Raw genomic sequence first — 12,655 nt, forward strand, 5'->3', positions numbered from 1 at the left:
AATTTCATTAATTAGGTGGTCTACTTTATACGCAGGAAAAATGGCCAAATATAAGGCATTTATTTAATAACTAGTTGTTCTAATTATTAAATAAATAACGCAGTAGTTGGTTATTTTAACCAGTAAAAATGATCAGATAATTAGTGAGATTGGTATAACTTGTGCCTAGATGCACCTAGCTAGTTATTTTTTATTTATATTCAAAAATTTACTGTTGGGATTAAACAGAAAAACGCTCATCCATGTGAACGTTTTTTATTCATTATTTTTTATTCATTGTTATGCGGTTTAAATACTGACTCGACGATATTGACGATATTGAGGTGTCCAAAAATTACGCTCAATATTTTGCATCAGTTGTTCATCCGATAGTGGCAAGGCTAGATTTTGCTCAAAAGCGACTTTACCAACAGCAAAGGCTATTTTTTTACTTAAAGCAGCAATTTCTACTAAAGGAGGTAACAACTCACCAGTACCGGTATTAGCTAACGGTGAGGCTTGCGCTAACATGGCGCTTGCTGCCATTAACATTTCATCGGTAATGCGATTGATCTTTGCTGACACCACACCTAAACCTATACCTGGAAAGACGTAACTGTTATTACATTGGGCGATAGGAAACATCTGACCTTTATATTCAACCGACTCAAACGGGCTACCTGTGGCAATAATCACTTCACCTTCGGTCCAGTTGATCACTTGCTCCGGTGTTGCTTCTACCTGACGACTTGGGTTACTCAGTGGGAAGATTATTGGCATATTACAATGTGCTTTCATGGCCTTAATCACGGCTTCAGTGAACAAACCCGGCACACCAGAAACGCCAATTAAAATCGTCGGTTCAGCGCCATGCATAACCTCCAGTAAAGAAGCGTAGTCACTTTGGACATTCCATGGTGCTACTGCTGATTTTTGCTGGACCAGTTTTTCTTGAAAGTCACGTAAACCCGGCATACCTTCAGTTAATAAACCCAGACGGTCGACCATAAATATTTGGCTACGCGCTTGTTGCTCACCAATCCCTTCACTGACCATTTGTGAAATAATTTGCTCGGCAATACCGCAACCCGCAGAGCCGGCACCAACAAAAACTACACGTTGCTCTGATAAGGCTGATTTTTTGGTACGACAAGCCGCTAATAAGGTACCGACAGTAACCGACGCTGTACCTTGAATATCATCGTTAAAACAACAAAGTTCATCACGATAACGGTTTAGCAAGGGAGTGGCATTGGGTTGAGCAAAATCTTCAAACTGTAATAAAACATCAGGCCAACGATTTTTAACAGCGTTAATGAACATAGCTAAAAATTCGTCGTATTTATCTTGTTCAATACGACGATGACGCCAGCCCATATACATAGGATCGTTTAATAACTTTTCATTATTGGTACCCACATCAAGCATTACAGGCAAGGTATAAGCTGGGCTAATACCACCACAGGCCGTGTAAAGCGACAGTTTACCTATGGGTATACCCATGCCACCAATACCTTGGTCACCTAAACCCAAAATACGCTCGCCATCAGTCACCACAATAACTTTAACTTTGTTTTTTGTCGCATTACGCAAGATATCGTCAAGCTGATGACGTTGGTCATATGAAACAAACAAACCCCGAGAGCTGCGATAAATATCTGAAAACTGCTCACAAGCATCACCCACAGTTGGGGTATAAATAATTGGCATCATCTCAGCCAAGTTCGCTTGCACTAACTTAAAAAACAGGGTTTCATTGTTATCATGAATGGCGCGTAGGTAAATATGCTTATTTAAGTTAGTTTCAAAGCTACGATATTGCATGTAGGCACGTTCAACTTGCTCATCGATAGTTTCAAAACGTGGTGGTAATAACCCAGTTAAATTAAAGTGTGAGCGCTCTTCTTCGCTAAATGCGCTACCTTTATTTAGTAAAGGTGTTTCTAGTAAACTAGAACCTGCGTAGGGGATATATAATGGCCGTTTATTTTTTTCAGATGTCTTTTCAGATGTCATAGTTGCATGCTTTTTTTATATATTGAGTGAATGACGAAGATTCATCATAAGAATAATGATGATGGGCACATTATAGCCAAATATCACCTTTTGAATAGAGATAAAGTTTAATCATTCAGTTTTAATTACCTATTATTGCTGCTAAATAGTTAAACCTATAGTTAAACCTGTAGTTAATCAGCTTCTGAAATCCAGGCTAACTGAATAGCTTCAAGTATGCGTTCGCCGCAATGTTTAGGGTCATCGTCAAAATTTTCTAACGCTAACACCCATTGCATTAATTCTGGAAAATGTAATTTCATCGGGTCTACATCAGGATATGCTTCGATTAAATCAAGTGCAATCTCAAGTGAGTCGGTCCAACGATAAGTCATAGTATTACCTCTTTATTTTGTTAGTAAATAATTAAACCAAGTTGATTAATTATCTGCTCATTTTAAATGGTTAACATGAAAAACCACCGCGTTATAAAATTTATAAGTAACATCACTACTAACTAAGTTTTATGTCTTATATTTAGCTATTTTTCCTGATGAAAAAGGTGATCACTTGCTGAGTCAAATGGGTATTAAACCAAACCACAAATTATCAGCAATTAACATCAACGCCAACCATAAAATAATCATTCTTGATTTACGGCAAAACGAACAGTCTGTTTGCCACCATTGCTTAAACGACGATTTATTCACAGTGTTATACTTAAATTAGTTTTCATCTGCTGAGTATATACCCCAATCACTGTAATATATTCACTTCAGTGGTCATTAAACACGATTTAAACAAGGCAATTGTTTTGAGGTATTGTCATTTGCTAATCAAAAAATCAACATCGCATAAATACTTTTTACATCCTAGTGCAAGGGTTATCACAGGAATATACTTTCTGCGTTATAGCATTTAAAAATGCAGCAACATTGACGTGGTAAAACAGAGTAACGCAGGAGCACATTTCTGCAGTGCTAGTCCTTAAAGTTAGGACCTAGTAAAAGGAACAAACATGCATCTTGCAGTGACTTGAGTATAATGCCAATTAATTAGGTCATTTGTTATTCTAGGAAAACGTATTTATGTCGCCAATAAAATTTACCCGCACCGAAAAGTCGCTATTAGTCGACAAGCTACAAGGCTACTTTACTAATGAATTAGAGCAAGATTTAGGGCAATTTGATGCTGATTTTTTACTCGACTTTTTTACTGAAGAATTAGGTGCTGTATATTACAATCGCGGTTTGTATGATGCTCAAACATTGATGGCAGAAAAACTGGAATTAATTGCTGAGCAGATTGTTGAATTAGAATTACCCGTATCCAAATAACCATTAAAAATATTAAATAACAATCCTTTACTTGATTTACCCCAAAGTAATACTGATTAATTGCTTTATGATGACCACAAGATAAAAATTTAGGATGGCACCTGTGACGCAACTTTCTGATTTAGAAAAAGCTGATTTAGCTGATTTAGAAAAAGAACAGCAAATAATACCCTTATTTAGACTCGGCTTTCGTCCTTTCTTTCTCGCTGGTACGATATTTAGTATTATCGCTATGCTCTTGTGGCTAATGCTCTACCGAGCTGAGCTAAATTTTCAGCCTTTCGGTGGTGGTTACTGGTGGCATATTCACGAAATGATTTTTGGTTTTGGTTGTGCCATCATTGCCGGTTTTCTATTAACCGCCGTACAAAATTGGACTGGGTTGCCCGGTGTACAAGGCAAAATGCTCGCCGCTTTATTTTCTTTGTGGTTACTCGGCCGAGTTTGCTTAATTTTTCCTGATTTACTGGGCACAAGATTAACCACAATAGTAGATTTGGCCTTTTTGCCTTGTATCGCTTTTGTTTTAGCCAAGCCGATATTGGCGGTTAAACAGTATCGCAACTTATTCTTTGTGCCTTTATTAACCATTTTCACTATCGCTAATGTCCAAATGCACGCTAGCCTATATTACCCAAAATTGGTCTCTATTCAATACGCAGGCTATGCCGGTGTAATGTTAATGACTTTACTTATTTCAGTGATGGCCGGTCGCGTAGTGCCCATGTTTACCGCAAATGGTACTCAAACACCCAAAGCAACCACGCTACCTTGGCTTGATAAACTCACTAATGGCTCGCTCGCCCTGATCACTATACTGCTGCTACTGCAGCCAGCTGTTGGCTTAAACCATTTTTATCTCGGTGGCCTATTAATTTTTGCTGGCATTTTTCAAGCCATCCGATGGTATAGATGGCGCCCTTGGATCACCTTAGGCGTGCCATTACTTTGGTCATTACACTTGGCAATTAAAGCCTTGGCCTTTGGTTTGATATTGCTTGGCCTGAGTTATTTAATCCCTGAAATTCCCAGTAGCCCTATTTGGCATTTAATAACCGTAGGCGGGATCGGTGGTGTTATTCTTGCTATGATTTCACGGATATCTTTGGGCCATACAGGCAGACCATTACAAGCGCCTAAGCTGATGTCATTGGCTTTTGCTACGCTAATATTAGCAAGCTTAGTACGGTGTTTTGGCCCTTGGGTATTGCCAGAAAAAACCATGATATTTATTGATATTAGCGGCTTACTTTGGATGGTCAGTTTTATGCTGTTTGCCATCTGTTATGGACCTATGCTGTTAAAAGCACGGGCTGATGGCCGCTCGGGTTAGAGGTTGTAAGCGGTTGTTCGGTGCGTTTAAACGCCTTAATTTGCTGTTTTCATAACTTGCTATTTTATTAATTTTCTATTGATAGTCAGGCGTTGAGCTTTAATGTAATAAAATAAGCATTGATTGAGTCGCGCATTAGATGTGATATAAACTGAGTAAAATTTTCATCTTGAGTAGATAACATGCGCGCGGTATTTTTAGACTATCAAACCTTTAGCCCTTCACTTGACTTATCTGTGCTTCGTCAGACGGTTAGCAAGTTAGATTTATACCCGGTCACAACACCAGCACAAGTATTGCTACGTAGTATCGACGCTGAAATTGTTTTAAGTAATAAAGTGATACTTAACCGTGCAATATTAAGCCAGTTACCCCATTTAAAACTCATTTGTATCACAGCCACGGGCATTAATAATGTTGATATTGATGCCGCGCGTGAGCTTGGCATTGCGGTAACTAATGTCAGTGGTTATGCAAAAAACTCTGTCGCTCAATATGTATTTGCTCAACTACTGGCCTATTACAGCCAAATAGAAGATCACAATAACAATACCCGTACTGGCCAATGGCAAGCTAGTGATACCTTTTGCATGCACGGTAAAGGCAGTGATGAATTAGCAGGAAAAACCATGGGGATTATTGGCTACGGCGCATTAGGCAGCAAAGTAGCGACAATCGCTCGCGCTTTCGATATGCGTGTACTCATTGCTGAAAGGCCTAAGGCAGTGACAATACGTATCGACCGAGTGGCGTTTGAGCAGGTAATTTCTCAGGCTGATATCATTAGTTTACATTGTCCACAAACAGCTGAAACTGAAGGCTTGTTTGATAAAAAAATATTCAACGGCATGAAAGATAGCGCAGTACTTATTAACACCGCCAGAGGCGCTTTAATTAATAATCATGACTTATTAGCGGCATTAAATAATAACCAATTGGCTTGTGCTATTTTGGATGTATTAGAGCAAGAGCCGCCACCAAAAGATCATATCCTGTTAGCGGCACAGTCAACTAAATTGAAAATAACCGCGCACATCGCTTGGGCAAGCCAACAAGCACAGCAAGCCTTACTTAATTTAGTCGCCGCGAATATAAAGGCATTTAAACAAGACGAGCGCACTAACCGCATCGATTAAACCTGAGGTAAAAATTTACTTTACAGTTACCACGCTAAAACCAAGGGTCTTTGATTTTAGCTCAATGGGCACTTAAAACCACTGATCTTTTATTTTACCGTAATGAAAATAGCCCCATTGCCCTGCTCGTCGTAATGGAGCAAATGGAAATTTAGGTAGTGCTTTATTATACAGAGGTAAATTAGGCACTGGCTTTTCAGCCACTTTTTCAGCTAAACGTTTGCCTGCTTGTACCGAGAACGATACGCCACTGCCACAATAACCCATGCTGTAAAATACCGATTGTTGGTCATTTTGATGAATGTGTGGCAAATCGTCCAACGCCATACAAATCCAGCCTGACCAAGCGTAACTATAAGTGATATTAGCTAACGCTGGAAAGCTGGTTTTTAATACCGTCAGTAAACGTTGTGCATAATAAGGGTCGTCAGCACCTTTACCGGTTATAGCCCCGCGGCCACCAAATAATATTCTATTGTCAGGTAACTTACGGTAATAATATTTTAATGCTCTCGTGTCCATCACCACATTCGAGGTTAAGAAATTACACGCGGCTATTTGCGCTGCACTCAACGGCTCGGTAACGATAATTTGTGAAAGTACCGGCAATGTTCTATCGGTTGTTAAGGGATGAAAGTTTTTTGGAGTGTAACCGTTGGTAGCTATCACCACTTTTTGTGCACTAACAATACCATTAGGCGTATGAAGTTGTTGTTTATTGCCTTGTGATTGCCAGTGGTTAACCGGTGTCGCACAATGCACTTTAGCGCCTGCTTGTCGCGCCAACTTTTGGTAGCCCCAAGCAAGTTTTAACGGATTTAAACCAAAACCGTCTTGATAACGAATAGCCCCATAAGCATTACGATCGTCCATGTATTGCTGACGTACTTCGTTTTGTGAAAGAATTTCAACATCATAGCCAAACATTTTCTGCTGCAGTTTTGCTAGCTCAACTAATTCTTTGAGTTTATTAGGTTTATGGGCAACTTTAATATAACCCGCACTTTGCTTATCGCAGTCAATGCCTTCATTTATCAGTGAATTGACGGTTTCAACACCCGCGGCCATTTCTTGATAAATGCCGCGCATAACCTCTTCACCCCATTGCTTAGCCATTTGGCCATAAGACTTGCGACCTGAAGATTTCAAAATAAAACCAGCATTACGACCGCTGCAACCCCAGGCGGTTTGGTTAGCTTCTAACACATGAGCTTTAATACCATGCTCACGAGCCAAATGTAGCGCGCAAGATAAACCGGTATATCCTGCACCAATAATAGCCACGTCAACATCAAGATCAGCGATAACGGCGCCATCGTGTTCCGGTGCTATGCCTGAGACATTAGCCCAATAACTCTCGGGGTAGGCCTGATTACAGCCGGGTGATAAATCGTGTAAAGGATCGTACATTTTCACATCCAAAACCTAATAGGTTTTTATATTAATTTTTTATCGTGTTTTAAACACTAGCGCGCTTAAAGTATCTCAAAAAAAACAGTACAATGCTGTAATAACTCACCCAATAAAAATAATTTTATGACCATCACCCTCAACTATCAAGCATTAACCCCTGCTGACTTTGATAAAGTTATTCAATTAGCTACCGAGGTTCACGGTGCCGGTTATCTTGATCAAACCAGCATGCAAATTTGGTACGATAAAGGACTTAAAAATGGTATTAACGCCGGTTTTGTGGTTTATCATGATGAAAAATTGGTTGGCTTTAGAATTACTTATGCCTCGCAGCAATGGCAGATAGACAAATGGTGTTCTACTGAACTATGGCCAGTGCCTGCCGCACAAGTTTGCTATTTTAAGTGTAATACGGTTGATGAGCATTACCGTGGCCATGGTATTGGTGGTGAGCTACTAAAGCGCTCAATTACAGCCGCTATGCAACAAGGTGCCATTGCCGGCGTTAGCCACTTATGGAAACAAAGCCCAGGCAATAGTGCGGTAAAATATTTTACTAAATCGGGTGGTATATTAATTAAAGACCACCCAGACCGTTGGCATGAATTAAGCTTAGCAGGCTATGAATGTACGATATGTCATCATAACTGTCATTGCGAAGCTGCTGAAATGATGGTTGTTTTTGAGCAATAATACTATGCCCGAAAGAAATTCTGCTGGGTGATTATTGTTATTAATCACCCATCAACCTTTAATCCTTTAATCCTTTAATCCTCTAGCCAAATATTTTCCGTAATATTGATGGTGTTTCTCGCACTTTATTTCTAACGGCTGAGCCAGGTTCTGGTAAGGCATTAAAGTCAGATAAACTCGGAAAATCAACCTCTGGTTTACCATGTTCGTAGTCACCAGACGCTGGGTTAAAGCGGTACTCTTTGCTCCATAGCGCTATATTTTCAGTCACTTGATTAATGGCCTCAACCACAAAGGCAACTTCTTTATCTGAGGTGGTAGGATGAAATGAAGCTCGGATCCAACCGGGCTTTTCGGCAAAGTCACCTGAGTCGATTTGCTGGGTTATTTTTGAGGAGGTATCTTGGTCCACCTTTAATAAAATATGACCATAAGTACCAGCGCATGAACAGCCGCCACGGGTTTGTACGCCAAATTTATCATTCAGTAACCGCACGACTAAATTATAATGAGCACCCGGCACATAAAACGAAACAATAGCTAAACGCTGACGTATATTAGGCTCAAGCATCACCACATGTTCATTCTTAGCTAAGTTATCCATAACATATTGGCTGATTTGAGCTTCACGTTGCTGAATGTTTTCAACGCCCATGGCATCTTTTAATTTGATCGCTAGCGCGGTTTTAATACATTGTAAAAAGCCGGGGGTGCCGCCATCTTCCCGCAGCTGTATATTATTAAAAAAACTGTGTTTTCCCCAAGGATTTGTCCAGGTTACTGTGCCACCACCAGGGTGATCTGGCACTTTGTTTTTATAAAGTGCTTTATTAAAAACCAATACCCCTGAGCTGCCAGGACCACCTAAAAATTTATGTGGCGAAAAGTAAATCGCATCTAATGCTTGCTTAGGATTACTCGGATGCATATCAATATCAACATAGGGTGCAGAAGCCGCAAAATCAACAAAACACAAACCACCCTGTTGATGCATAATTTCTGCAAGCTGATAATACGGGGTTTTAATACCGGTAACATTTGAACAAGCAGAAAAAGAGCCTATTTTCACCTTACGGTTTTGGTATTTTTCTAACAATGATTCTAGGTGCGTTAAAGAAGGTAGACCCTGACTATCAGGCTCAACAATTTCCAAGGTGACATCGCATTCATACCAAGAGGTTTGATTAGAATGATGCTCCATATGGGTAATAAAAACCACAGGTCTATCGTTTTCTGCAAACGCCACTTGCGCTTGCATACGCTCAGGAATTCGCAAACCTAAAATTCGTTGAAATTTATTAACAACAGCCGTCATACCCGCGCCAGCTGTAATCAACACATCATTGTCGCAAGCGTTTACATGGCGTTTAATAATATGTTGGGCGTCATGATAAGCATGGGTCATGGCACTACCGGTTAGATTAGTCTCAGTATGCGTATTGGCGACATAAGGTCCTAACTCTTGGGTCAAATAGTCTTCAATGGGTTGGTATAACCGACCACTTGCTGTCCAATCTGCGTAAATAATATCAAGCTGTTGACCATTAATTTGATGTTGTAAATTTTTACCAATGACATGTTGGCGAAAGGGTAAAAAATAATTTTCCAATGACATGCTGTATACTCTTCACTTTCTATAATGAAAACATACTAGCACCATTGCTACTTTGTAAAAATAAAAACCAATAAAACAAGATTAATAGCAAATTAAATTTACAAAAAAACATATTACTAAAAAAATTTACCTTTAATAATTGATTTTAAGCCTTATCTGAAAATAAATGTTAGTAATCGATATAAAGTGAAATTATTTTCTTAATAGCGAACAATAATAATGACTTTTTAATCGCTAATTTGCCAATTGATGGCGGTTTTATTCTGTGCTTTTAACCATAGGTTAGCTTTAGAAAAATGTTGGCAACCGAAGAAACCTCGATAAGCGGAAAGTGGCGATGGGTGTGGCCCGTTTAACACTAAGTGTTTTTGCTGATCAATATTTTTACCTTTTTTCTGCGCATGACTGCCCCAGAGTAAAAATACACAGCCGGTATTATGCTGATTAATTTCAGCAATAATTTTATTGGTAAACTCTTCCCAACCCAATTTAGCATGAGAGTGTGCTTGTCCCTGCTTAACGGTCAGCACAGTGTTAAGCAGTAAAACACCTTGTTGTGCCCACTCATTCAAATAACCATGATGGGGTGTGCTAAAGTCAGTAATATCTTGCTTAAGCTCCTTGTAGATATTAACTAAAGAAGGTGGCACTTTAATGCCTTTTCGCACCGAAAAAGCTAAACCATGTGCTTGTGACTCACCACTTTTACCCAGGCCATGATAAGGGTCTTGGCCTAGAATAACCACTTTCACATTGGCTAAATCAAGGGTAGAAAAAGCATTAAAAACATCCTCTTCAGCTGGCAGTATCACCTCACCATTCGCTCTTTGCTGAACAATTTCTTGCGATAATTGTTGAAAATAATCTTGTTGTTGCTCATGAGCTATTATTTTTTGCCATTGCGGTTTTAACTGAGACATATTATTACTCTTTAAGTAGCGAATATTTTAAATGACGTGCGAACAGGCACTCATATCGTAACGCCACGTATGGCAATGAATAATGCAATCATTGTTTTATAGCCTATTGAGCGGTATGACTAGCTACATGACTAACGGTATCACTACCGGCATGGTTACCTGCATAACTACTGGCATAACTACCGGCATAGATAGCGAGCTACAATAAGCTGCCTTAAACATCAATTGGCCTTATTTTGCTTAGCTGCCTTTGGGCACTAAAGCCTATTTGTCTACAAAATGAAAAAGCCAAAGAATACATTCTTTGGCTTTTCTAGTGATAGGTTATTGACTGATTATTAGCTTAATAAAAAATTAGCATCATACAAGCCCAAGCCGCAATACCCGCGACTATATCGTCAAGCATAATACCAAGTCCACCATGGCAATTTTTGTCAATATAGGAAATTGGCCAAGGCTTGAGAATATCGAAAAAGCGAAATAAGATAAAACCCACCAGTATTGTTTGCCATGTTAATGGCATCAAGAACATAGTGATCAAAAATCCAACAAATTCATCCCACACTATCGCGCCATGATCAGGAACCCCTGCATCGGTTGCTGCTTTACCACAAATATAAATACCTGCGACACTCATCACCACCAACAAGGTTAAATAAAGCGTATAGTTAAGCGGTGCAAACAGCAAAAATAATGGAATTGCGGCTAAGGTACCAAAAGTACCCGGTGCTTTAGGTGCTAAACCACTACCAAAACCTAGCGCCAAAAAATGGATGGGATTTGATAGTCTAAAATTTGCCGTAGAATTTTTCATCATCACTCTTTAGTGCTAGAAAAGTGTTCAAAGCTTTTAGTCTTAATAGCGACAGCTTTACGGTTTAAAGTGGTGGTTATTTTTTCACTACGATTAATCTGACCAATGCACGTTATAGCGTTACTGGAATTTGCTAAAGCCGTTTCAATGCCGACTTTGTTGTCTTCAGATACCGTAAATAACAATTCATAATCATCACCACCCGTAAGTGCCATTTCAAAGGCTTTTTCCATCCCAACCGTAGCTTGTAATGCCTTAGAAATTGGCAAGTGATCTAATACAATATTAGCACCTACCTTAGAAGCGCTACAAAGATGACCTAAGTCTGAAATAATACCGTCCGATAAATCTATCGCCGCACTGGCATAGCCACGAAGTGCCTGTCCAGCCAAGATCCTCGGTGTTGGAAAATCTAAACTGTTCTGCACACTTTCTCGATATTCAGGTGCAACATTTACCTCATGTAAAATATGCTTTAGGGCTAATGCCGCATCACCCACTTCACCAGTAACATAAATCCAATCACCAGCTTTAGCGCCTGAACGGGTCAAATGCTTATTTATCGGTACTAAACCTTGGGCGGTAACAGTAATACTCAAAGGCCCTTGCGTAGTATCGCCACCAATGAGTTGCACATTATAATATTCACACAACTCAAAGACACCAAGACAGAAGTCTTCAATCCATTTTAGATCGACTTCTGGCATGGTGATCGCCAAAGAAATCCAACTAGGTTCAGCGCCCATTGCCGCTAGGTCTGATAGATTCACTGCTATTGATTTATGGCCAATAGCGCGAGCGCTAGTTTCATGAGGAAAATGAACGCCAGCGACTAAGGTATCTGTGGTTATTGCAATATTTTGACGCTCAGCAGGACTGACTATAGCGCAGTCATCACCGATACCAAGTACCACATCCTTGCGTTTGATCACCTGCTCACTAAAGAAGTGTTTGATCAATTCAAACTCTTTCATATTACAACCAAATTATGACTATTCGTTCGGGCGAACAAGCTTAACCACTTTATCTAAAACACCGTTGACAAACTTATGACTATCATCTGCACCAAATGATTTTGCTAACTCAATGGCTTCATTGATAATGACACGATAAGGTACATCTAGGCATTCAGATAATTCAAACACAGCGACGCGTAAAATCGCTTTTTCAACCGGGTCAACATCTTTTAGTGGACGGTCAACATGAGGAGATATTTTTTCATCAATACTGCTAATTTGTGCTGAAATTCCACGGAACAGTTGTTGAAAATAGGGAATATCAAAACGACGAGCACTATTTTCAGTCAAAAAATTCAGTTCAATTTCAGCAATGTTGTTGTTACTTAGTTGCCAAGAATACACTGCTTGTACTGCTAACTCTCTGGCTTTTCTTCTAGGTGATGGTTTCACAAAAATATCCT

General features: G+C 39.5%; 13 protein-coding genes. 5 read left to right on the top strand and 8 right to left on the bottom strand.

Annotated elements, in window-relative coordinates:
* Positions 1–288 precede the first annotated feature (288 nt).
* Together H4J59_RS05645 and iscX are read right to left on the bottom strand one after the other, a co-directional pair.
* Positions 289–1,995, bottom strand: coding sequence for an NAD-dependent malic enzyme (locus H4J59_RS05645; protein ID WP_182237585.1), 1,707 nt, complete (start codon positions 1,993–1,995; stop codon positions 289–291).
* A 173-nt stretch (positions 1,996–2,168) separates the two neighbouring features.
* Positions 2,169–2,369 (bottom strand): Fe-S cluster assembly protein IscX, encoded by a 201-nt coding sequence (gene iscX, locus H4J59_RS05650; RefSeq protein WP_182237587.1) that lies wholly within the window; start codon positions 2,367–2,369, stop codon positions 2,169–2,171.
* A 693-nt stretch (positions 2,370–3,062) separates the two neighbouring features.
* On the opposite strand from iscX, the gene H4J59_RS05655 reads away from it, so the two are divergent.
* From H4J59_RS05655 to H4J59_RS05665, 3 genes are all read left to right on the top strand, one after another.
* Entirely contained in the window at positions 3,063–3,311 is a 249-nt protein-coding gene (locus tag H4J59_RS05655) for a DUF2164 domain-containing protein (protein WP_182237589.1), read from the top strand.
* Positions 3,312–3,414: 103 nt separating this feature from the next.
* Complete coding sequence (locus H4J59_RS05660; protein WP_310733166.1) at positions 3,415–4,644, top strand: NnrS family protein; 1,230 nt, start codon at positions 3,415–3,417, stop codon at positions 4,642–4,644.
* Positions 4,645–4,826: 182 nt separating this feature from the next.
* The gene (locus tag H4J59_RS05665; protein WP_182237593.1) at positions 4,827–5,780 is read left to right on the top strand and encodes an NAD(P)-dependent oxidoreductase; all 954 of its coding nucleotides are present in this window, start codon (positions 4,827–4,829) and stop codon (positions 5,778–5,780) included.
* Between the two features lie 72 nt (positions 5,781–5,852).
* Here H4J59_RS05665 and H4J59_RS05670 read toward each other — a convergent pair whose 3' ends face one another.
* On the bottom strand, positions 5,853–7,190 hold the full coding sequence (locus H4J59_RS05670; RefSeq protein WP_182196827.1) for an FAD-binding oxidoreductase: 1,338 nt from the start codon (positions 7,188–7,190) through the stop codon (positions 5,853–5,855).
* A 126-nt stretch (positions 7,191–7,316) separates the two neighbouring features.
* On the opposite strand from H4J59_RS05670, the gene H4J59_RS05675 reads away from it, so the two are divergent.
* Positions 7,317–7,886, top strand: a complete 570-nt coding sequence (locus H4J59_RS05675) for a GNAT family N-acetyltransferase (protein ID WP_182237595.1) — start codon at positions 7,317–7,319, stop codon at positions 7,884–7,886.
* Positions 7,887–7,968: 82 nt separating this feature from the next.
* On the opposite strand, the gene H4J59_RS05680 is transcribed toward H4J59_RS05675, so the two are convergent.
* Positions 7,969–9,501, bottom strand: a complete 1,533-nt coding sequence (locus tag H4J59_RS05680; RefSeq protein WP_182237597.1) for an aminotransferase class V-fold PLP-dependent enzyme — start codon at positions 9,499–9,501, stop codon at positions 7,969–7,971.
* 227 nt (positions 9,502–9,728) lie between these two features.
* Positions 9,729–10,421 carry a uracil-DNA glycosylase gene (ung, locus tag H4J59_RS05685; RefSeq protein ID WP_182237599.1) on the bottom strand — a complete coding sequence of 231 codons (693 nt, stop codon included), beginning with the start codon at positions 10,419–10,421 and terminating at the stop codon, positions 9,729–9,731.
* Positions 10,422–10,503: 82 nt separating this feature from the next.
* On the opposite strand from ung, the gene H4J59_RS19335 reads away from it, so the two are divergent.
* Positions 10,504–10,629, top strand: a complete 126-nt coding sequence (locus H4J59_RS19335; protein ID WP_259369400.1) for a hypothetical protein — start codon at positions 10,504–10,506, stop codon at positions 10,627–10,629.
* 135 nt (positions 10,630–10,764) lie between these two features.
* Here the strand turns inward: H4J59_RS19335 and H4J59_RS05690 are convergent, their stop codons facing one another.
* Genes H4J59_RS05690 through nusB form a run of 3 tightly spaced genes read right to left on the bottom strand, consistent with a single transcriptional unit; the run spans position 10,765 to position 12,644 of the window.
* Complete coding sequence (locus tag H4J59_RS05690) at positions 10,765–11,235, bottom strand: phosphatidylglycerophosphatase A (protein ID WP_182237601.1); 471 nt, start codon at positions 11,233–11,235, stop codon at positions 10,765–10,767.
* Between the two features lie 2 nt (positions 11,236–11,237).
* Positions 11,238–12,209, bottom strand: coding sequence for a thiamine-phosphate kinase (thiL, locus tag H4J59_RS05695; protein WP_182237603.1), 972 nt, complete (start codon positions 12,207–12,209; stop codon positions 11,238–11,240).
* Between the two features lie 18 nt (positions 12,210–12,227).
* A complete protein-coding gene (gene nusB, locus H4J59_RS05700; RefSeq protein WP_182189937.1) occupies positions 12,228–12,644 on the bottom strand; it encodes a transcription antitermination factor NusB in 417 nt (138 codons plus the stop codon).
* Positions 12,645–12,655 lie beyond the last annotated feature (11 nt).

The sequence above is a fragment of the Colwellia sp. MB02u-10 genome (assembly GCF_014077185.1).
Classification (GTDB): domain Bacteria; phylum Pseudomonadota; class Gammaproteobacteria; order Enterobacterales; family Alteromonadaceae; genus Cognaticolwellia.